The sequence below is a fragment of the Pseudomonas sp. RtIB026 genome (assembly GCF_016861355.2).
GTDB lineage: Bacteria > Pseudomonadota > Gammaproteobacteria > Pseudomonadales > Pseudomonadaceae > Aquipseudomonas > Aquipseudomonas peradeniyensis.
The window spans coordinates 4,234,010-4,254,156 of sequence record NZ_AP023348.2 but is presented as its reverse complement, the minus strand read 5'-3'; the positions used below and the strand labels follow the sequence as shown (position 1 = coordinate 4,254,156).

Annotated in this window: 15 protein-coding genes and 1 riboswitch; of the genes, 4 read left to right on the top strand and 11 right to left on the bottom strand. The window is 66.6% G+C overall.

Features of this window, described 5'->3' with window-relative positions:
• Positions 1-258: 258 nt before the first annotated feature.
• The 9 genes from PRtIB026_RS18855 to PRtIB026_RS18815 all read right to left on the bottom strand — a co-directional run bounded on the left by PRtIB026_RS18855 (position 259) and on the right by PRtIB026_RS18815 (position 13,246).
• Entirely contained in the window at positions 259-1,464 is a 1,206-nt protein-coding gene (locus PRtIB026_RS18855) for an NAD(P)/FAD-dependent oxidoreductase (RefSeq protein ID WP_232855595.1), read from the bottom strand.
• A gap of 131 nt (positions 1,465-1,595) precedes the next feature.
• Entirely contained in the window at positions 1,596-2,651 is a 1,056-nt protein-coding gene (locus tag PRtIB026_RS18850) for a GlxA family transcriptional regulator (RefSeq protein WP_203652314.1), read from the bottom strand.
• A 234-nt stretch (positions 2,652-2,885) separates the two neighbouring features.
• Positions 2,886-5,012, bottom strand: a complete 2,127-nt coding sequence (locus tag PRtIB026_RS18845) for a TonB-dependent receptor (protein WP_203652315.1) — start codon at positions 5,010-5,012, stop codon at positions 2,886-2,888.
• A gap of 106 nt (positions 5,013-5,118) precedes the next feature.
• A riboswitch (cobalamin riboswitch) is annotated at positions 5,119-5,324 on the bottom strand.
• A 173-nt stretch (positions 5,325-5,497) separates the two neighbouring features.
• On the bottom strand, positions 5,498-6,067 hold the full coding sequence (locus PRtIB026_RS18840) for a GNAT family N-acetyltransferase (RefSeq protein WP_203652316.1): 570 nt from the start codon (positions 6,065-6,067) through the stop codon (positions 5,498-5,500).
• Positions 6,068-6,145: 78 nt separating this feature from the next.
• Positions 6,146-6,490 carry a carboxymuconolactone decarboxylase family protein gene (locus tag PRtIB026_RS18835; RefSeq protein ID WP_198742706.1) on the bottom strand — a complete coding sequence of 115 codons (345 nt, stop codon included), beginning with the start codon at positions 6,488-6,490 and terminating at the stop codon, positions 6,146-6,148.
• A gap of 112 nt (positions 6,491-6,602) precedes the next feature.
• Positions 6,603-7,376 carry a hypothetical protein gene (locus PRtIB026_RS18830; protein WP_203652317.1) on the bottom strand — a complete coding sequence of 258 codons (774 nt, stop codon included), beginning with the start codon at positions 7,374-7,376 and terminating at the stop codon, positions 6,603-6,605.
• Between the two features lie 64 nt (positions 7,377-7,440).
• Complete coding sequence (locus tag PRtIB026_RS18825; protein WP_203652318.1) at positions 7,441-8,718, bottom strand: bifunctional O-acetylhomoserine aminocarboxypropyltransferase/cysteine synthase; 1,278 nt, start codon at positions 8,716-8,718, stop codon at positions 7,441-7,443.
• 75 nt (positions 8,719-8,793) lie between these two features.
• On the bottom strand, positions 8,794-9,759 hold the full coding sequence (locus PRtIB026_RS18820) for an SCO family protein (RefSeq protein WP_267812679.1): 966 nt from the start codon (positions 9,757-9,759) through the stop codon (positions 8,794-8,796).
• 91 nt (positions 9,760-9,850) lie between these two features.
• Positions 9,851-13,246, bottom strand: a complete 3,396-nt coding sequence (locus tag PRtIB026_RS18815; RefSeq protein WP_254464155.1) for an Ig-like domain-containing protein — start codon at positions 13,244-13,246, stop codon at positions 9,851-9,853.
• 244 nt (positions 13,247-13,490) lie between these two features.
• On the opposite strand from PRtIB026_RS18815, the gene PRtIB026_RS18810 reads away from it, so the two are divergent.
• Positions 13,491-14,237: a sulfite exporter TauE/SafE family protein gene (locus PRtIB026_RS18810; protein ID WP_203652319.1), complete on the top strand. Its 747-nt coding sequence runs from the start codon at positions 13,491-13,493 to the stop codon at positions 14,235-14,237.
• A 269-nt stretch (positions 14,238-14,506) separates the two neighbouring features.
• Positions 14,507-15,247 (top strand): hypothetical protein, encoded by a 741-nt coding sequence (locus PRtIB026_RS18805; protein WP_203652320.1) that lies wholly within the window; start codon positions 14,507-14,509, stop codon positions 15,245-15,247.
• A 44-nt stretch (positions 15,248-15,291) separates the two neighbouring features.
• On the opposite strand, the gene PRtIB026_RS18800 is transcribed toward PRtIB026_RS18805, so the two are convergent.
• Positions 15,292-16,710, bottom strand: coding sequence for a PLP-dependent aminotransferase family protein (locus PRtIB026_RS18800; RefSeq protein WP_186715225.1), 1,419 nt, complete (start codon positions 16,708-16,710; stop codon positions 15,292-15,294).
• A gap of 413 nt (positions 16,711-17,123) precedes the next feature.
• Between PRtIB026_RS18800 and PRtIB026_RS18795 the strand changes: the two genes are divergently transcribed.
• Together PRtIB026_RS18795 and tam are read left to right on the top strand one after the other, a co-directional pair.
• On the top strand, positions 17,124-18,533 hold the full coding sequence (locus PRtIB026_RS18795; protein ID WP_234560700.1) for an amino acid permease: 1,410 nt from the start codon (positions 17,124-17,126) through the stop codon (positions 18,531-18,533).
• A 153-nt stretch (positions 18,534-18,686) separates the two neighbouring features.
• Complete coding sequence (tam, locus tag PRtIB026_RS18790) at positions 18,687-19,463, top strand: trans-aconitate 2-methyltransferase (protein ID WP_267812676.1); 777 nt, start codon at positions 18,687-18,689, stop codon at positions 19,461-19,463.
• On the opposite strand, the gene PRtIB026_RS18785 is transcribed toward tam, so the two are convergent.
• Positions 19,440-19,814, bottom strand: coding sequence for a DUF2784 domain-containing protein (locus tag PRtIB026_RS18785; RefSeq protein WP_232855585.1), 375 nt, complete (start codon positions 19,812-19,814; stop codon positions 19,440-19,442). The genes tam and PRtIB026_RS18785 overlap by 24 nt on opposite strands.
• Between the last annotated feature and the right edge of the window lie 333 nt (positions 19,815-20,147).

The window sequence follows — 20,147 nt, the reverse complement described above, 5'->3', positions numbered from 1 at the left end:
GTCGAGTGAGGGGATCGAGGCCCGGGCAGTGGGGCACGGGATCGAACGGGTAGGTGCAGTGTGCGGTGTTCGGCGGGATTGATTAAGCCGTTGACGCGCCAAGGTCCTTTGACCTGGAGTCATGAATACCTGGTTGGATTGTGAGCGGGGCGAGGCAATGGCGGCTATCGCGGGGCAAGCCCGCAGGGGCTGCGCTGACTGCTCTCAGTAACAGCGCAGCCCCGGGGGTGGGCGATCTGCGGCAGGTTGGCAGTGCTGTCAGGCGACCGGTATCAGCGGGTCGGCCGCTGCCAGTGCCGTGGCCCGGTCCGCTGCTGGCGGGTAGATCCACACCGAGTTGATCTGCTGCTTGAGCTGCTTGGCCTCGGCCTTGTCGGTCGGTGGCGAAACGGTACGTTCCCAGCCTTCGGTGTACACCGCGCCCCAGGCGCCGAGGTCCAGGCAGGTGACGTACTTGGGCTGGCTGTAGGTCATCGGCGCCACGCCGATCAGCTCGGCGGCGGCGTTGTTGCCGGCGTAGCGGCCCAGGGGGATGGCGTGCTGGCAGGACATCACGGCAAAGTTGCCGACCTCGTCGCAAGCCGCGTAGGCCACATCGCCCGCGGCATACACATCCGGGTTGCCGATGACCTTGAGCTGGCCGTCCACATGCAGGCGGCCCTGGCGATCGCGCTCGCCGGTGATCTGCTCGGTCAGCGGGTTGGCCTTGAAGCCGACGGTCCAGACCACCGTATTGGCGGCGATGCGTTCGCCGTTGTCGAGCAGCACGCCACCGGCATCCACCGAGGCCACCGTGGCGCCGCAGACCCATTCGATGCCCAGCGCCGCCGAGGCCTGCTCGATGGCCGGGCGGATACCGTCGCCCAGGGCGGCGCCGATCTTCGCCCCGCGGTCGACCACGACGATGCGCGGCGTGACCTTGTCGCCCAGGATCGCCCGCAGCCGGCTGGGCAGCTCGGTGGCGGTCTCGATGCCGGTGAAGCCGCCCCCGGCCACCACCACGGTGTTGCGCGCCGGGCTGTCGGGGCGGGCGGCCAGGGACTTGAGGTGTTCTTCCAGGCGGGTGGCTGACTCGATCTTGTCGACGTCGAAGGCGTGACGGTCGAAGCCTTCCAGCGCCGGGCGGTTGAGCAGGCTGCCGCAGGCCATGATCAGGCGGTCGTAGCCAAGCCTGGCGTCGATGCCGCCGGGCTGGCGGTACGCCACTTCACGGCTGGCCTGGTCGATGTGGTAGGCGCTGCCTTTGACGAAGCGCACGTTGACCGCGTCGAACAGCGCCTGCAACGGCGCGCCCATGGTGTGCACGTCGGGTTCGTAGAAGCGTGGGCGGATGTGCAGTTCCGCCTGGGGGGCGAGCACGGTGATCTGCACGTCGTCGTGTTTGTGCTGGTCGAGCAGGCGGGCGGCGCCGAGGGCGCTCCACAGCCCGGCGAAGCCTGCGCCAATGATCAGGATCTGTTTCATGGGGTGCTCCTGGATGCCGCGATTATCGATGTTGTCGCTGCGGCAGTGGGAAAAGGGTACGCCTTGTGGGTGGGCCTGGATTGCGGCCCGACAGGCGTGCAGCAGATGCTAAAGGCGTGCCCCGTTTGCCCCTAGGCCAAAGAACCCTGGATTTCGGCCAGCGGCACGCTGCGGGCAAAGCGTGCCCGGTAGTCCCGCGGGGTCACCGCCAGATGGCGCTGGAACGCCAGGCGCATGCGCTCCTCGCTGCCGAACCCGCAGTGGCGGGCAACCTGCTCGATATGCTGGTCGGAGTTCTCCAGCAAGCGGCGCGCCGCCTCCAGGCGGAACACTTCGATGGCCTTGGCCGGGGTGCGGCCGGTCTTGTGCTTGTACACCCGGGTGAAGTTGCGCAGGCTCATGCGCGCCTGCTCGGCCAGCCGCTCGACCGTCAGGCGCGGGTCGCCCAGGTGCTCGTTGAGCCACAGGTGCAGGGCCTCGAAGGCGGCGCCGTCCTCGCCCTGGGCCTTGAGCAGTTCGCTGAACTGCGCCTGGCCGCCGGGGCGCTTGAGGAACACCACCAGTTCGCGGGCCACCTGCATCGCCACCTCGCGGCCGCAGTCGGCCTCGACCAGGGCCAGCGCCAGGTCGATGCCGGCGCTGACCCCGGCCGAGGTCCACACCTGGTCCTGTTGCACGAAGATCGACTCGGCATCCACCTCGATGGCCGGGAAGCGCCGGTGCAGCGCATCGCACATTGCCCAGTGGGTGGCGGCCCGGCGGCCGTCGAGCAGGCCGGCGGCGGCCAGCAGGAAGGTGCCGCTGCACACCGAGGCGGTGCGTCGGGCGCGCTGGGCGGCCTGGGCCAGCCAGGCGATCAGCTCGGCGTGATCGGGGAGGGTGTGGACGATCTCCGGTGCGCCGGGCACCACCAGGGTGTCAAACGGCTCGCACAACCAGGGTGCCAACGGTTCGGTGCCTATCGACAGGCCTTCTGCGGTGGGCACCAAGCCGCCTTCGAGGCTGGCAGTGACCAGGCGATAGCCCGGCAGGCCACGCGCGGTACGGGCCTTGGTCGCGGCCCAGAACACCGTCTGCGCGCCGGTGAGGTCGAGCAGGCCCATCTGCGGGTAGGCGAGGAACAGCAGGGTGCGCGGCTGATCCAGGGCGTGCACGGGCGGGGTGGGGATCTGCGGGATGTCGGTCATGGCGCGCTGCTTGTGACGGAGGCGTAGCGCTAAGTCGAGCACTTGGCGCGGCGCCGATCAAGCGCCGCGCGACAGGCGCAGGCGCCGAGGCTTTGCAGGAACAGCGTGGGAGCGGGCTTGCCCCGCGATGACGTCGGCCCAGGTTGGCGAAGCATCGCGGGGCAAGCCCGTTCCCACGCTGCCCCAGTCAGATCGGAGATTTACATTTTGAACCCCGAGTGGGCTGTACCTGCCTCAGAAGCTGTAGTCGACCGTGGCGAAATACGAGCGCGGCGCGCCCAGCAGCCATTGCTCGCCGCTGTAGCTGGACTGGGCGTACTGGCGGTCGAACAGGTTGTTCAACTGCAGGCCCAGGCGCACATCGGGCAGTACCTGCCAGCCCAGGTTGGCATCGACCACGGCGTAGCCCGGCACGCGCTGGTCGTTGGCGGCGCTGGCGTAGCGCTCATCCACGTAACGCAGGCCGATGCCTGCGTCCACGGTCTGGCCAAAGCCCTTGCTCAGCCACAGGTTGGCGGTGCGCCGCGGCACATCCTGCGGGCGGTTGCCAGCACGGTCGTGGACCGTGCCGTTGCTGCCTTCCTCGAGGAAGTCGTCGTACTTGGCCCGCACCAGCGCGGCATTGGCCGAGAGCTGCCACTGGTTGCCCAGCGCCAGTTCCAGGCTGGCCTCCAGGCCGTCGGAGGTCTGCTGGCCGGCCTGCTGGCTGTCGTGGGTGAGCGGGTTGTACACCGGCAGTTTCTTCTTGACGATGTGATAGGCCGCCAACGTCCACTCGCCACGCGCATCCCAGAAGCGTTGCTTCAGGCCGATCTCGGTCTGCTTCGCTTCGGTCAGCTCCAGGCGCTTGTTCGGGCGCTGGGTGAGCAGGTCGCCGACGCCGTCCTCGCTGGTGGAGTACTGCCCGTACAGCGACAGGTCGTCGGTGAGCGCGTACACCAGCCCGGCGCGCCAGTTGCCGCCTTGCAGGCTGCGGTCGCTGCGGGCGTTGTTGACCAGGTCGTCACGGTCGATGTGGTTCTGGTCGCGGCGGATGCCGGTGACCAGTGCGAGACGGTCGCTCAGCTGGGTGCGGTTTTCGGCGAACAGGGCGAAGGTGTCGACCTTGGACAGCGTCTGCGCGCGGGTCGGGCTGAGGCTGTGGAAACCGCCCGGAGCCGGATGCCACGGGTCGAGCGGGTCGCTATTGCCATCGCTGTAGGGCGAGTTGCTGTCGACGTTGAAGCGGATGCGGTTGTATTCGGCGCCGACCACGGTCTTGCTGGCCAGGCCGAACAGGCCATGGTCGAAGGTAAAGCTCTGGCGATCGCCGAGCTGTTCCTGGTTGTGGCGGATCTCGAGGAAGCTGCCGCGCTGGATCACGCCGTTGGCGGCCTCCCAGGCGTAGGACTCGGCATTGCGCCACTGGCGGCGGCTCTTGATGTAGTAGAGCTGGTTGCTGGCGCTGATACTGTCGCTGAGGGTCCAGTCGGTGGTCAGGCGCGTCCACTCGTCGTGGTAGCGCTGTTCGTCGTTGCTGACGTTGTAGTTCTTGCGGCGCACGCTGCTGCGCAGGTGCCCGTCGATCAGCGGGGTGCCGTAGTAGTTGGCTGGTTGCGCATCGCCGCGTTCGTGGGCGAGGGTGAAGCTCAGGTCGTCGCTGGCATCGAAGCGCAGGGCGGCGCTGAGGGCCAGGCTGCGCGAGTCGGTGCGGTCGACCCAGCCGTTGCCGGCCTGCTGGTTGAGGGTCACGCGGTAGCTCAGCCGCTCGCTCAGGCTGCCGCCGCTGTCCAGGCCCAGCTGCTGGCGGTCCCAGGAGCCGTAGCCCAGGCGCAGGTGGTTGCGGATGTCACCGGCGAACGGCTTCTTCGGCACCACGTTGACCACCGCGCCGGTGGCGCCTTCGCCGTACAGCACCGAGGCGGGGCCGCGGATCACGTCGATGCGCTCGACCATCCACGGGTCGACCGGGAAGGTCAGGGTGCCGGCGCCGGCGTACAGGCGCGAGCCGTCGAACAGGGTCATCACCGAACTCTGCCCGGTGAAGCCCCGGGCCGACAGGCCGGTACCGCCGTCGCCCGGTGTGCCGATGAAGGTCAGGCCCGGCGAGCGGGTCACGGCGTCCTGCACGGTGAGGTTGTTGCGCTGCTGGATCTGCGCCTCGGTCAGGCTGCTGGTGCTGGCCGGGGTGTCCAGGGCGCTGAGGTTCAGGCGCGAGCCGGCCGGGGTTGGCGTGGCCAGGTCGATGACCTGTGGCTCGCGGGTGTCGGTGATCGCCGTGGAGGGCAGGGTGAGGGGCGCCACTTCATGGTCGTCGGCCAGGGCTGGCAGGGACACGGCCAGGCAGGCCGCCAGGGTGTGAAGCTTGTTGAATCGGGACATGTCGTTCCACTGCTGCAGGAAGGAATGGATCCCGGTGGAAAACACGCAACGGCGAAGCGCGCACGCAGGCGCGCGCGGATACCGGCCTGCGCCCGCCCACCGCGGGTTGCCAAGTGAAGCCTCAGGCCGGTCTCCGGGCTTGCGAGGAGCATGAAGCCTTCACCTTCCCATGCGTGCGCACAGTGGTCTGTCGAAGGATTCGCTCGCTTACCGTTGCGGGGGCAGCGCCGGACTTGTCGTGACAACGACGCACCGGCTTCCCGTTTCACCCTGCGCGCGGCGGCGCAGGACACCTGAAACTGGCGCGCATCTGACCATCGAACGGGTGGCGAGTCAATCGCCTGGGTGGCAGGAAAATATCTGGTGGGGCAATGGGTTAGCTGCAATTGCGTTGTCGCTGATCGCGGGGCAAGCCCGCTCCCACGGCGATACCCTGGCAGCTCCAGGCAATCGGATCGTGGGAGCGGGCTTGCCCCGCGATGGGTTCAGCGCCCGCGCCGACGCGAAACCCGCGCCTCGATATTCTTGCGTCCGATCAGCAGCGCCGGCTTTTCCACCACCGGCTCGTCGGCCAGCCACTTGTACATCACCAGGCAGTCCACCAGGCCCAGCTCGGCATGGCGGTAAGCCCTGGGCAGGCGGCCGACGGTCTCGAAGCCGAGCTTGTGCCACAGCGCCACCGCCACCTCGTTGCTGGCCACCACCGAATTGAACTGCAGGGCCAGGAAGCCCTCCTGGCGCGCCAGCTTCTGCGAGTGCTCGCACATCAGCCTGGCCACGCCCCGGCCGCGGGCCTGCTCGCAGACCATGTAGCCGCAGTTGCCGACATGCCCGCCGGGGCCGGCGGCATTGGCCTTGAGGAAGTAGGAGCCGAGCAGCACGCCGTCGTCCTCGGCCACCAGGGTGCGCAACGGGGTTTCCAGCCACAACCGACGCGCCTGGTCGACGTCCAGGGCCGGGTCGAAGGCGTAGGTCTGGCGGGCCTGGACAATGGCCTGGAAGGTCGGCCAGAAGCGTTCGAAGTCTTCCGGGGTCATGGGGCGGATCTGGATCATGGTGGTTCCTGCACGGGCTGAACCGCCAAGTCTGGGTGTCGCGGCGCCGTCGCGCAAGGGCGGCGGCGCCATGAAGTTTCAGGCGCCAGTCTTGCCCACGGCGTCCAGCGCCCTGGCCGAGTAGACCAGCGCGGCGCCGGCGTTCATTGCCACCGCCACGCCCAGGGCCTCGGCGATCTCCTCGCGGGTGGCGCCGTGCTTGACCGCCTGCTGCGAATGCACGGCAATGCAGCCGTCGCAGCGGGTGGTGACGGCGACGGCCAATGAGATCAGCTCACGGGTCTTGGCGTCCAGGTGATTGGTCTTGGCCCCGGCGCCGCTGGCGGTCGCGTAGCCGGCCACGGTATCGGGTGAGAGTTGCTTGAGATCGCCGATGCCGGCCATCAACTGCTTACGGTAGGCGTCCCAGTCCATCATGCTCATCGTCTTCACCTTGTCAGGTTGGCAACAGGAGCATTCAGGCTAGTCGATATTTCGCTGGAGGGGCTGGCCCCAGGGAGGATGGATCAAACCCGGGACCTGTTCGAATCACTGGTCAATCGGTCGGTACCCGGCGCAGCGCCGCCGCCAACGCGACGGTCAGTGCCACTGCCAGGCCCATGGCGAGGCCGATGGTCACGGCAACCCCCAATCGTTCCAGCAACCCCGCCATCGCCAGGTAGAATGCAATCACTCCCACCGCACCAATGGCATTGCCCCGCACCATCGCCGCCATCCCGGCTCGGCCGCCCTGCACATGGGCGAACACCACCAGTGGCCAGGCGATCACCGGAATTGGCGCCAGCATGCCGCTGGTGGCCGGCCCCAGCCAGCTGGCCAGGCTGGTGGTGATCATCAGCAGCGAGGTGGCCGATACCATGCGCAAGGGAATCTCCCAATACCGCTGCCGGGGACGGGCGAGGGTGTCGGGCCTGGGCTCGCGGCCACTGGCGCGGATCAGCACGCCGATCAGCAGCAGCGCCACGGCCACCGACAGGTAAAGCCCACCCCAGTGGGTGAAGGCATAGGCCGCCAGGCCGTAGAACAGGATCGCCAGCAGCACGGCCGGGGCGATATCGACCCTGCGCGTGGCGAACAGGTAGAAGGCGTAGGTGGCCTGCACCGCCGCCAACCCACCCAGCGCGCCGGGCACCGCGCCCAGGGCGAAGCCCGTGCCTTGCTCCAGGCACAGGAAGGTCATCACCAGGGCCGAGGTGATCGGCAGACCGGACAGCAGCCCGCCGAGCAGTCCGCCCCAGCGCCGCGAGGCGAGGGAGATGGCCCACATCAGCAGCGGGGTGACCAGGAGTTTCAGGTAGAAAAGGGTCATTACGCGAGGTTCCGGTTCTGCAGGGTACGCGCCCGCCGTCGGCATTGGGTGGGGCGCGGGTCGATCAGCCGCGGCTGGCCTCAAGGGCCTGGGCGAGGTCGGCGATGATGTCGTCGCTGTGCTCGATGCCGATCGACAGGCGCACCATGTCGCGCGGTACGCCGGCCTTCTCCAGCTCTTCGTCGTTGAGTTGACGATGGGTGGTGGAGGCGGGGTGGCAGGCCAGCGACTTGGCGTCGCCGATGTTGACCAGGCGCACCACCAGTTGCAACGCATCGATGAAGCGCGCCCCGGCGGCCTGGCCGCCCTTGATGCCGAACGACAGGATCGCCGCCGGCTTGCCGCCGGTGTAGCGCCGGGCCAGTTGGTGCTCGGGGTGGTCCGGCAGGCCGGCATATTTCACCCAGGCCACCTGGTCGTGTTCCTGCAGGTAGCGGGCGACCTTGAGCGCATTCTCGGTATGGCGCTCCATGCGCAGGGCCAGGGTCTCCAGGCCTTGCAGGATCAGGAAGGCATTGAATGGCGACAGCGCGGCGCCGGTGTTGCGCAGCGGCACCACGCGGCAGCGACCGATGAAGGCGGCGGGGCCGAAGGCTTCGGTGTAGGTGACGCCGTGGTAGGACGGGTCGGGAGTATTGAGCAGGGCGAAACGCTGCTTGTGGTCGGCCCAGGGGAATGTGCCCGAGTCGATGACGATGCCGCCGATGCTGGTGCCGTGGCCGCCGATGTACTTGGTCAGCGAGTGCACGACGATATCGGCGCCGTGCTCGAACGGGCGGCAGAGAATCGGCGTGGCCACGGTGTTGTCGACGATCAGCGGCACGCCATGGCGGTGGGCTGCCTCGGCCAGCGCGGCGATATCGACGATGTTGCCGGCGGGGTTGCCGATCGACTCGCAGAACACTGCCTTGGTGCGCGCGTCGATCAGGGCCTCGAGGGCGGCGATGTCGTCGTGGGCGGCGAAGCGGGTGGTGATGCCCATGCGCGGCAGGGTGTGGGCCAGCAGGTTGTAGGTGCCGCCGTACAGCTTGGCCACCGAGACGATGTTGTCACCAGCTTCGGCGACGGTCTGGATGGCGTAGGTGATGGCGGCCATGCCCGAGGCCACGGCCAGCGCGCCGACCCCGCCCTCGAGGGCGGCCATGCGTTGCTCGAGCACGTCGTTGGTGGGGTTCATGATGCGCGAGTAGATGTTGCCCGCGACCTTGAGGTCGAACAGGTCGGCGCCGTGCTGGGTGTCGTCGAAGGCGAACGAGGTGGTCTGGTAGATCGGCACGGCCACCGCCTTGGTGGTCGGGTCGGGGCTGAAGCCCGCGTGGATGGCGAGTGTTTCCAGCTTCATGCGGTCGTTCCTTGAGCGTGGGATGGAAGCGGTTGAGCATGGGCTGGGGCGGCGCTGGCGGTCAAGGGTCGAGGTTCAACGTTGCGCCGAGGGCACCTGGCGCCGTTGTGTTTCTTCCTCGAGATAGCTGATCAGCGCGGCCACTTCGGTTTCCCCCAGGCGCATGTTGGGCATCGCCAGCTGGTTGTACTGCGCGTACAACAGCATTGCCAGCGGGTCTTGCTCCGCCAGCATCCGGTCCGGCTCCATCAGCCAGCGTTTCAACCACTGTTCCTCGCGCTGGCGGGTCACCCCCAGCAGGTCCGGGCCGATGCCACGGGTGGCACCGGGCTCGGCATCGCCCAGGGTATGGCACGACGAGCAGCGGGTACGGAACAGTTGTTCACCGGCGCTCGGCGGGCGGATATCCGGGGCCTGGGTGTAGTCGCGGCGCTGGGCGCTGGCGGTCTTCCAGTTATGCAGGCTGTTGGCCAGGCGGTCGGCGAGGATGTACGGGCTTTCGAAGGGCGAGGCCTTCATCCAGCGGCCGGTGGCCTGGTTGCCGATGATCAGGCTGAGGTTGTGGTCCTTGCTGCGGCCGTTCTCCAGTCCTTCGATGTACAGCCCGAGGCTGCGGCGCAGTTGCTCGATGTCGGCGGCTTCGCCAGTGAGCAAGGTCCAGCCGGGGCCGATGGCGAACTTCTCGGCGTAGCGCTTGAGGGTGGCGGGGGTGTCGTTGTAGGGGTCGATGCTGATCGAGTAGATGAAGATGTCCTGGCCGACGCGCTCGCCCAGCAGCTTCTGCACCTGGCGCAGGCGCGCGGTTTCCACCGGGCAGGAGTCGCCGCAGCCGGTGAAGATGAAGTTGATGGCCACCACCTTGTCCTTGATCAGGTCGTCGAAGAAGCGCACCTGTTGGCCGTCCTGGGTGAGCAGGGGGATGTTGGGGAAGTAGTCGGCGCCCCAGGGTGTGGAGGGCGTTGCGCGGGTGCTGGGGGGGAGCGACCAGGCAAGGCTGAGGGGGAGCAGCAGCAGGAGCAGCAGGCGGCAGAGGCGGGGCATGGTTCTACCCTCTGGTCAGGGGACAGGCAAGGACAGCGTGGGAGCGGGCAAGCCCGCTCCCACGCCAATCCCCAGTGTGGTCTTGGCGATATCAACGGATACTCAGCGGCACCGTCACGCTCTGCCCCAGCGCCGACTTCACCGTCACCGCCGGTGGCGAGGCCGGGCCGCTGCCAGTAGTGGTCACCGACAACTTCCAGCGCGCGCCGCTGCCGCTGGTGGTCAGGGTCGCCAGGCCCAGGTCGAGCGGCCCGCTGGTGGTGTTGGTGGAGACCCGGATACTGTTGCCGGCGGCCACCGAGGTGGTCCCGGCGATTTCCCAGGTCCAGCGGCTGTTGCTGCGCAACTGTACCGTGGCGCTGCTGACCTGGATCTGGTCCATCGGTACCGCCGGCGAGACCGCAATGCTCACCGTGGCCGGCGCCAGCGACTCGAGGCCCTTGGCGTCGCGCGCGGCATAGGTGAAGCTGGCGGTGAATGCCGTGGCGACCGTGGCCGGGGGGGTATAGGTCAGCTGGGTGCCGTTGCTGCTCACCGTGCCCTGGCCGGAGTCGGGCTGAGCCAGGCTGCTGATGCTCAGCGGCAGGTTGCCGTCGGGATCGGTGTCGTTGGCCAGCACGTTGAGCACGATCGGCTTGCCGGCCATGGTCGCGGCGCTGTCGTTCACCGCCACCGGCGGCTTGTTGCTGTCGTTGCCGGGGCCACTGCTGGCAGTGCGGAAGGTCGGCAGGGCGGCGGAGTTGATGTATTCCACGCCATCCCAGCCGGGCAGCGGCGTCGGCATCATCTGGAACTGGCCGGGGTGTTCCAGGTCCCAGCGCAGCAGCATCGAGGTGTCCTCGTGCTGGGTGTTGTGGCAGTGCTCCATGTAGGTGCCGGCGAACTCGCGGAAGCGAATGGCCATTTCCACTTCTTCCGACGAATCAGCATCCGGGCCGATGCGGTACACGTCCTTGCGCGCCCATTTTTCCCATTCCGGCGGCGCCTTGCCGTCGCGGCTGAGGATCACCCCTTCCTCGAAGTGCACGTGCACCGGGTGGCTCCAGCCGTTGCCGCCGTTCTTGATCTTCCACACTTCCAGGGTGCCATCGCCGCTGAAGCCGGCGTCGGTGGCTTCGTTGGCCAGTTGCGGGGCGGCGCTGATACGCCGTGGGTCCATGGTGAAGCCAAAGCCGCCGTCGGTCTTGATGGTCCAGGGCGTGCTGTCGGTGCCGTCGGAGCGGCCGAAGATGAACTCGCGGTGGCGAGCGGCCTTGATCTTGACCTGATCGCTGGCGCTGTTGCGGTCGATGGGCAGGGGGATCATCGCCAGGCCAGCAGCCTTGCCGGGCTTGGCCGGTTCATACAGGCTCGGGTCCATGCTGACGTCCTGGCCGGTGTAGGGCTGCACGATCAGTTGCATGAACTTGCCGACCACCGGGTCGCCGCCATCCCATTCCGGGCCGTTGCTGGTCTGCTTGATCACAGGCTTGTACTTGCCCGACAGCACGTCGGCCAGGGCGATGGGCTGTTTCGGGCCCTTGCCGGTCTCGTGTTCCATGAGGTTGACGAAGTACAGCTTGTCGCCGACCTTGATCCCGTTCCTGGCGAAATTGATGATGATGTCGTAGCGCTCGGCGATGCCCTGCAGCGGCATGATGGCGTTGTTGTCCTGCAGGTTGCCGTCACCGTTGAGGTCCAGGGTGCCGTCGAACGGCACGGCGTGTTCCATGATGTTGCCGTCGTTGGCGATCATGTGGAACGGCACCCGGGCGTAGGAAAGGTTGGAGCCGGTCGGGCCCTTGAACTCGCCGCTGGTGCCGGCGATTTCACGCACCACGGCGAACTTGAAGTAACGCGACACCGAGCCGTTGAGAATGCGGAAGCGGTAGCTGCGCGCGCGCACCTTGAGCTTGGGCTGGTACTGCCAGTTGACCAGGATCTGGTCGCCGAGGAAGCCGTCGGTGTTGAACGGGTTGAACCACAGCTGGCCGTTGGCATCCCAGGCCTTGTCGGCGATCACCAGGTTGACGTCATAGTCGCGGTTGCCCCACGGCATCGCCGCGCCGCTGGGAAAACGCAGGTTGACGCCGTCCTGCAGGGCCTCGTTGCCGCGGTCGATGGCCGAGTAGTAGTTCATCATCACCGCGTTGCCCTTGTAGACGTTCTGCGCGGTGAAATCGAGCATGTGGTCGTGGAACCAGTGGGTGCTCATGGTCTCGCGCCAGTCGCCGCGGATCTTGATGCTGCCGTTCTCGCAGGTCTTCAGGCCTGGTGAGGCGTCGTTGACGTACAGGGTTTCGCCCGGCGCGCAGGGGAAGGCGGCGCGCGGGTCCTGGGCACGGGTGTTGATGGTGTCGTAGCCGGCCAGCTGGATCGGCCAGCGGTAGTCGTAATACTGGCCGGGGAAGAAGTAGGCGTTGGCGAAGCCGTCGCTCTCGGCCGGCGAGTGGCCGTTATGCTCGTGGGTGGAGATGGTGTGCAGGCCGAAGCCGTTGTTGGCCGATGGGTCGATCGGCAGGGCGTTGTAGTGGCGCATCAGTACCGGCTGGCCGTAGCGCACCATCAGCAGCTTGACCGGGAAGGTGCCGTCGAAGGTCCACAGCGCCTTGTGGCCCTGCAGGGGCATTTTCGGGTGGAAGCGCGTGTCGATGCCCTTGGTGGTGCCCAGGGTGGTGGGGATGTCGGAGGTCTGGTAGTACAGCCCGCCCGGGGCGAATTCACCCTTGGCGTAGTTGTGCAGCTGCTTGCGGTCGCGCAGGCCCTGGTTGATGCGCGCCCCGGCCTGGGCGGTCTTGAACGCGGCCTGGGGGTAGAACTCGTTCCAGCGCTGGTGCGACCAGCCCTTTCCTGGCGGCCGGCCTTCGGCGGGCGAGCCGACCCCGCTGCGGTTGAGGAACATCTCGATCTGCGCCTTCCACGGGTTGCGGTCGAGCACGTTGGCGTACTGCGACGGGAACGGCGTCAGCCCCGGCTGGGTCAGGAACGCTTCCAGGGCGTTGCCGTTGGGGCTGCTGCGGGCGGCGTAGTCGGGGTCCTGGGCGGGGGCCGCGCCGATCACGGGCGGCGGGAAGGTCATGGCGTAGGGCGGGGTGGCCGGGTCGAGTTTCTCCGGGCCGAATTCTTCGAACAGCAGCAGCTGCTGAGTGAACGGCTCGGCGCCGAACAAGGGGCTGGGCTTGCCGTTGGTGGGGTACTTGCGCGAAGTCTGCAACGCAGGGGGCAGCACGTTGTTGCTGGTCACGGTGGCGCGGGTGCCGTAGACGCCATTGGTCAGCTCCAGCGAGCCTTCGTTGGCCTCGGGCATCGACTTCAGGGCCTCCAGTGCCGCCGCCTGGGCCGCTGGCGTGGCGGGCGGGTCGCTGTACGCGGAAGGATCGGTAGGAGGTGGCTGGCTCACGTCGTCGAGCGACCCGGCGACCGCGCTGGCCAGCCCCAGGCTGAGCAGCAGTGCCGTGAGGGAGGACAACCTGGACACCTGGGTCGATGTTGCAGCTGGTTTCTTCATTGCCGTATGCCCCGTGTTGTGCAGACTGGCATCTGTTGCCACTCGAGGAGCGGCGATGTGCCTTGAACAGAGGTCAGCAACGGCTGTGCCAAGCGGTAAATGGCCAAACGCCAGTTGTTTCAAGATGTTGCAGTGTTGCGAACGAGAAACGCTCAAGGTGTTGCCGCAAACCTGGGGCTGGACACCCATTGCTGGGTGGGGAATGCTCCCCAGCCGATGTCATCGATCGTCGCAGGGGGCCCACATGGATCCGCTCTATCTCATCGCCCTTGGCGCCATCGTCGCCGGTTTCGTCCAGGGTCTGTCGGGCTTTGCCTTCGGCATGGTGGCCATGTCGTTCTGGGCCTGGGGGCTGGAGCCACGGGTGGCGGCGGTGCTGACCGTGTTCGGTAGCCTTACCGGGCAGTTGATCGCCGTGTTCAGCGTGCGCCGGGGCTTCAGCTGGACGCTGCTGTGGCCCTTCGTGCTGGGCGGGCTGGCGGGGATTCCACTGGGCGTGTGGGTGCTGCCTTACCTGGACATGCTGTGGTTCAAGGCGGTGTTCGGCACGCTGCTGGTGGTGTGGTGCCCACTGATGCTGCTGGCGCCGCGCCTGCCGCGTCTGCAGGGCGGGCGCCTGGCCGATGGCGCGGTGGGCATGGTCGGTGGGGTGCTGGGCGGCATCGGTGGCTTTACCGGCACGGTGCCGACGCTCTGGTGCACCCTGCGCGGGTTCGAGCGCGACACCCAGCGGGCGGTGATCCAGAACTTCAACCTGTCGATGCTGGCGGTGACCATGCTCACCTACCTGGGCAGCGGACTGGTGACCCCGGCGTTGCTGCCGGCGTTCGCGGTAGTGGCGTTGGCGATGGCAGTGCCGACGCTGCTGGGTACGCGGCTGTACCTGGGGATCAGTGAACTGGCGTTTCGCCGGATCGTGCTGAGTCTGCTGACCCTGTCCGGGGTGGCGATGCTGGTGGTGGCTGTGCCGGGATTGCTGGCGCGGGGCTGATGCGGCCGATCACCTCCTCTGTAGGAGCGGCCTTGTGCCGCGAAAGGGCCGCAAAGCGTCCCCGGCGATCTTTGCATCGACGCTGAAATCCAGGGGCCGCTACGCAGCCCTTTCGCGACACAAGGCCGCTCCTACAGGGAAACGCTTACATTTCGGTCATCGCACAAGACCGCTTCATCACACGCAGCCAACCCTTGCCCGAACCCGGTGTTCTTGGCACCCTTGCCTGCCTTGCCTCTCGTCACGCCCGTAAACAAGGAACCCTCAAGGTGAATTGGGAAAAAGTCGGTAAATCCCTGGTGGGCCTGCTGGCCCTGGTCACCGTCGCCGCCGCGCTCTATGCGGTGCTGCGCGACGACGACCGCCTGCAGGCGCGCCTGACCTACGCCCATCTCACCTATCCGGGCCAGTTCAGCGAGCGTATCAGCCAGGCCAACGACCTGCTCAAGTACGAGCGGCTGCACACGCAGATCAGCGAGATCGGCGCTGGTGCCCTCAGCCATCCGCAGATCGACAAGCTGGTCGATCTGGCCCAGGCCCCGTATCTGCAGCTGTTTGCCAGGCCGTTCGAGGCCGGATTGGTGGATCACCGCACCGGCCTGCTCATCGAGCTGTACAACCCCGCGCAGGCGCCGCTCAAGGCCGTGCACATCCGCTTGCCGGCCAAGGGCCTGGTGCAGGTACGCGACGCCGCCGGCAATGACACGCTGGTGCCGACGCCGACCAGCAGCATCGACCTGCCGGCCATCGACGGAGTGAGCGAGAGCAAGGTCTGGGTGTACTTCGACGCCGACTACTCGCAGATCCGCCAGGGCGGCATCAGCATCCGCGATGCCGACGGCAGCGCCGATATCCAGGTGACCCGCGAGGTGGTGGGGTTCCCGGCGCTGCTGGCGCGCTACAGCCAGCTGGTGGCGGCGGTGTTTGCCGGGCTGGTGCTGGGGTTGCTGGCGTTGGCGTATGCGTGGCTGGGGCGGAGCAGGGCTGCGGGTGTTTCGCACTCTCTTTAGGTGAGTGCGCCGGGCTACTTCCGCGCTTATGAGAAGTGTTGACTTCAACCTCGGCGAACGTGCTTGACCAACACCTTCTCCAGCAACTCCCACATCGCCGGATCGGTACTGAACGCCACATTGAAGCGCATCCAGCCGGTGGCCTTGGCATCGACCATGAACAACTGCCCGGGCCCGAGCATGATGCCTTTCTCCAGGGCATCATCCAGCAGCGCGGCGCTGTCGGGGATCGCCGGATGGCGGGTCCAGATGTACATCCCCTCATCCGATTCGATGAACAGCTCGAAACCCAGCCGGTGCAGGTGCCGGCCGACTTCCTGGTGCGCCTCGGCCAGGCGTTGGCGCAGGCGCTTGAGGTGCTTGCGCCAGCGACCGTCGATGATCGCGGCGTACACCACCCGTTCCATCACCTGCGAGGTGGTCAGGCCCGAGCGCATCTTCAGGTGCAACAGTTGCTGGGTCAGTTCGGGGTTGGCCAGCAGGTAGCCGACCCGCACGTTGGGTGAAATGCTTTTCGAGTAGCTGCCCACGTACACCACCTGCTGCAAGTGGTCGAGGCTGGCCAGGCAGGGCAGCGGGTCGGCGATCATGTCGGCGTAGAGGTTGTTCTCCACCAGTCGGAAACCATGCTGGCTGGCCAGTTGCAGCAAACGGTGCAGCTGCGCCAGCGGAGTGCGCGAGCAGGTCGGGCTGTGCAGGTGCGGCTGGGTGAAGAACGCCGTGGGGCGGTGGTGGGCCAGCAGGCGCTCGAGCTGGTCGAGGTCGTAGCCGGCCGGAGTGCGAGGCACGCCCACCAGGGTGGCGCCCTGGGTGCGCAGGATGCTCATCAGGTTGGGGTAGCCGGGGTCGTCCACCAGCACTACGTCGCCGGGACGTACCAGGGTGCGCACGGCCAGGTCCAGGGCCTGGCTGGCGCCGTGGGTGAGCATCAGCTGCGCCGGGTTGGCGACGATCGACAGTTCCTGCTGCAGGTTCTGCGCGGTCAGCGCACGCAGCTCCGGCAGGCCCAGGGGGTCGCCGTAGCCGGACAGCTCCAGCGGGCTGCCGGCCACCTGGCGCAGGCCGCGGCGCAGGCCCTCCTCGTACATCCAGTCGTTGGGCAGCCAGCCGCAACCCGGCTTGAATGGCAACTGGCGGATCTCGAAGATCTGCTGCAGGTACCACTCGGAATTGAAGGTGGGGCGGCTGGTGTCGACTTCGACGTTGTGCTTGTCCAGCAACTCGTTCGCCGCACGATTGACGAAGAACCCTGCATTGCCCTTGCTCACCAGCAACCCTTGGGCCACCAGGCGGTCATAGGCTTCGACCACGGTGAAGGTGCTCACCGAGTAGGTCGAGGCGAACGCCCGGATCGACGGGACCTTGGCCCCGGGCTTGAGGGTCTGGTCGTCGATCAGCGCGCGCAGCCCGTCGATGATCTGGTTGACCAGCGGGGTGGAGGAGTCCGGATGGAGCTGGAGCATTCGGGTGCCTGCAGGGGGTATCGCGGGTGTATTGCATCGGCGGCCTGTACAGTGCAGTGCGATTTTCATGCCGCTGTGCATGGCCCTATGTGTTCGACATTTTTACATTACGTGTCAGATATAGCCAACACAGCACGTACCAGCGCCATGAATAATCACAACATCGCTGCTTTGCCGTCGGGGTTTGCCCCGCACCTTCCTTTCGCCTGGCCGGACGCTTCTCGTCCGTCCCCAGCATGGTTCAGTTCGTCCAGAGGGTTGCCTCTGGCCGCGTAAGCAGGCCGCCACGGATGGCCTGCGTGTGCTCCGCACACCTCCCTGCCCGCAGTAGCACTGATGTACAGGTGAGACCGATAACCATCGGGGTTTCACAGTTTTTCCTTGGATAAAAAGAAGCACGGGGTAAATAACTGATGGACGCAACATCCACATCCACCACCGCGAAGGATGGGCACGAGAGCAAGCTCAGTGCCTCGCTCAAGTCGCGCCACCTGACGATGATGTCGATCGCCGGGGTGATCGGCGGCGCCTTGTTTGTCGGTTCCGGCAGCGTGATCCACAGCGCCGGCCCGGCCGCCGTGCTGGCCTATCTCGCCGGCGGCATCCTGGTGGTGCTGATCATGCGCATGCTCGGCGAAATGGCGACCTCCTCGCCGGACACCGGCTCGTTCTCCACCTACGCCGACCGCGCCATTGGCCGTTGGGCCGGTTTCACCATCGGCTGGCTGTACTGGTGGTACTGGGTGATCCTCATGGCCTGGGAGGCCTACGTGGCGGGCAAGATCCTGCACGGTTTCTTCCCCGACGTGAGCGTCAACGTGTTCGTGCTGGCCACGACGCTGCTGCTGATCACCGTCAACTTCTTCAACGTCAAGCACTACGGCGAGTTCGAGTTCTGGTTCGCGCTGATCAAGGTGGTGGCGATCGTCTGCTTCCTGGTGGTGTGCACCGCCGCGGTGATGAACATCTGGCAGTTCGGCGAAGTGCGCGGTATCACTCATTTGACTGCCGAAGGCTTCATGCCCAACGGCATCACCACGGTGATCGGGGCCTTGCTGGGGGTGATGTTTGCCTTCCTTGGCGCCGAGATCGTCACCATTGCGGCCTCCGAGGCGAAGGATCCGGCCACCCAGATCGTCAAGGCGACCAACTCGGTGGTGTGGCGGGTGTGCCTGTTCTATGTCGGCTCGATCTTCCTGATCGTCTGCCTGGTGCCGTGGAACGACCCGCACCTGGGCGTTTCCGGCTATGGTGCCTACCGCCGTACCCTGGAGCTGCTGGGCGTGCCGTATGCCGAGTTGCTGATGAACTTCGTGGTGCTGACTTCGGTGAGCAGCTGCCTGATCTCCGGCCACTACACCGCCTCGCGCATGCTGTTCTCCCTGGCCCAGCGCGGCGACGCGCCGCGCCTGTTCAAGTACACCCGCACCGGTACCGGCGTGCCGGTGAATGCGATCATCGGCTCGTGCCTGGTGGCGGTGTTCTGCGCGCTGATCAACTTCAGCGACACCCTGCGGCCGAAGGACGTGCTGGAAACCCTGATGAACACCACCGGCATGATCGCCCTGCTGGTGTACCTGGTGATCGCCTTCTCGCAGTTGCGCATGCGCCGCAAGCTGATCGCCGAGGGCAAGGAAGTGCGCCTGAAGATGTGGCTGTTCCCGTGGCTGACCTACCTGGTGATCCTGTTCATCGTGGCGGCCCTGGTGACCATGGCCTTCATGCCTGACTACCAGATCCTGGTGATTTCCACTGGCATCGCCGCGGCGATCGTGGTGGCGATGGGCGTGGTGCACCAGATCCGTACCGCCACGCGTCACTGATCGCGGTAGTGCCTCTGGCAACGGCCGGTCCCTTTTAAGGGACCGGCCGTTTTCATTTGTGGGCATCGCCTCCTTTGCCAGTCAGATCATCCTTACGTTGCTACATGCCGACATGGCTTATGCTGCACACAATTGCCCTACAAGGAGTCGCCCATGGCCTGGTCCGCCACCCAGTATTCGTTGTTCGAAGACGAACGCACCCGCGCCGTGCGCGATCTGCTGGCTGCCGTGCCGGCGCGTCCGGTGCGGCATGCCACGGACCTGGGCTGCGGCCCGGGCAACTCTACCGAGGTATTGCTGCAGCGCTGTCCGGATGCCCAGGTCGTCGCCCTGGACAGCGATCCGGACATGATCGGCAAGGCCCGGCAGCGGCCACGCCTGAGCATTCCGCGGGTGCGCTGCGAGATTGGCGAGATTGCCAGCTGGACGGCCCACGAGCCCCAGGACCTGATCCTTGCCAACGCGTCGCTGCAGTGGGTGCCGGATCATGCCAGCCTTTACCCGCATCTGGTGCGGCAATTGGGCGATGGCGCCAGCCTGGCCGTGCAGACCCCCGACAACCTCGACGAGCCGGCGCACCGCCGGTTGCGCGAGATCGCCAGCCAGGGGCCCTGGGCCGGGAAGTTCGCCGATTTCAGCCTGCCGCCGCGGCACAACGCCGGCTTCTACTACGACCTGCTCAGCCCGCTGTGTGCGCGGGTGGATGTGTGGCGCACCACCTATCACCACCCGCTGGAAGGTGGTGCCGAGGCGGTGGTGGAGTGGTTCAAGGGCTCGGCGCTGCGGCCTTACCTGGCGCGGCTGGATGAGCAGGAGCAGACGAGTTTCCTGCAGCTTTACCTGCAGGCCATGCAGCGTGACTATCCGCCGGCCAGCGATGGCAGGGTGTTGTTGCCGTTCCCGCGGTTATTCGTGGTGGCGACGCGCTAGGCGCCAGATCACGCAGGCGTAGACCCCCAGGTTGAGCAGCAGCACGACGGTGCCCAGCCACAGCTGGATCTGTGGGGTCAGGCCGGCGGGGTAGATCACTGGCCAGACGTAGTGTTCGACGAAACCGCCGTGGTAGCCGGCGTCGCCGGCGGCGGTGCGCAGGTGGTTTTCCCAGTCGGTCAGGGGGCACTCCAGGTGCAGGCCTTCCACGGCCAGGCCCCAGGCGAGGGCGGGGAGGTGGATCAGCAGGGCGCGGCGGCGCCAGAGCACCAGCAGGCCGCCGAACAGGACCAGCAGGATGAACGAGAGGTGGAACAGGACCAGGGTGTCGGCGGCCAGGCGGTAGAACATGGCGGGTGTGGCCTTGCTGTTGGAGTCGGGTTATTTTGTCATGGTTTTTTGTTTCTGGGTTTCTGGGTTTCTGGGTTTCTGGGTTTCTGAGGCTGGGCGGTTATTGTTTTGATAGTTGTATGCGCATTCATTTGCGATGTCGACGCTTATTCACCTTTCCGCCCTTACGGCGGGTTACTTTGGTCTTAACTCGCCGTCCGCGGCCAAAGTAACCAAAGCCGTTGCGCTCCATTCATCCGGCCCTACGCTTCGCTCCGGGTTCCCTCACTCCGGCCTTGCTCCCGGGAGGACCGCGCTGCAGGGCCCATCCTGGGCCCCAGCGCTTGACGGGCA

Bases quoted from the DNA above. Each gene is read 5' to 3' on its own strand.
- PRtIB026_RS18855 (WP_232855595.1), bottom strand. From the start codon at position 1,464: ATGAAACAGATCCTGATCATTGGCGCAGGCTTCGCCGGGCTGTGGAGC.
- PRtIB026_RS18850 (WP_203652314.1), bottom strand. From the start codon at position 2,651: ATGACCGACATCCCGCAGATCCCCACCCCGCCCGTGCACGCCCTGGAT.
- PRtIB026_RS18845 (WP_203652315.1), bottom strand. From the start codon at position 5,012: ATGTCCCGATTCAACAAGCTTCACACCCTGGCGGCCTGCCTGGCCGTG.
- PRtIB026_RS18840 (WP_203652316.1), bottom strand. From the start codon at position 6,067: ATGATCCAGATCCGCCCCATGACCCCGGAAGACTTCGAACGCTTCTGG.
- PRtIB026_RS18835 (WP_198742706.1), bottom strand. From the start codon at position 6,490: ATGAGCATGATGGACTGGGACGCCTACCGTAAGCAGTTGATGGCCGGC.
- PRtIB026_RS18830 (WP_203652317.1), bottom strand. From the start codon at position 7,376: ATGACCCTTTTCTACCTGAAACTCCTGGTCACCCCGCTGCTGATGTGG.
- PRtIB026_RS18825 (WP_203652318.1), bottom strand. From the start codon at position 8,718: ATGAAGCTGGAAACACTCGCCATCCACGCGGGCTTCAGCCCCGACCCG.
- PRtIB026_RS18820 (WP_267812679.1), bottom strand. From the start codon at position 9,759: ATGCCCCGCCTCTGCCGCCTGCTGCTCCTGCTGCTGCTCCCCCTCAGC.
- PRtIB026_RS18815 (WP_254464155.1), bottom strand. From the start codon at position 13,246: ATGAAGAAACCAGCTGCAACATCGACCCAGGTGTCCAGGTTGTCCTCC.
- PRtIB026_RS18810 (WP_203652319.1), top strand. From the start codon at position 13,491: ATGGATCCGCTCTATCTCATCGCCCTTGGCGCCATCGTCGCCGGTTTC.
- PRtIB026_RS18800 (WP_186715225.1), bottom strand. From the start codon at position 16,710: ATGCTCCAGCTCCATCCGGACTCCTCCACCCCGCTGGTCAACCAGATC.
- PRtIB026_RS18795 (WP_234560700.1), top strand. From the start codon at position 17,124: ATGGACGCAACATCCACATCCACCACCGCGAAGGATGGGCACGAGAGC.
- tam (WP_267812676.1), top strand. From the start codon at position 18,687: ATGGCCTGGTCCGCCACCCAGTATTCGTTGTTCGAAGACGAACGCACC.
- PRtIB026_RS18785 (WP_232855585.1), bottom strand. From the start codon at position 19,814: ATGTTCTACCGCCTGGCCGCCGACACCCTGGTCCTGTTCCACCTCTCG.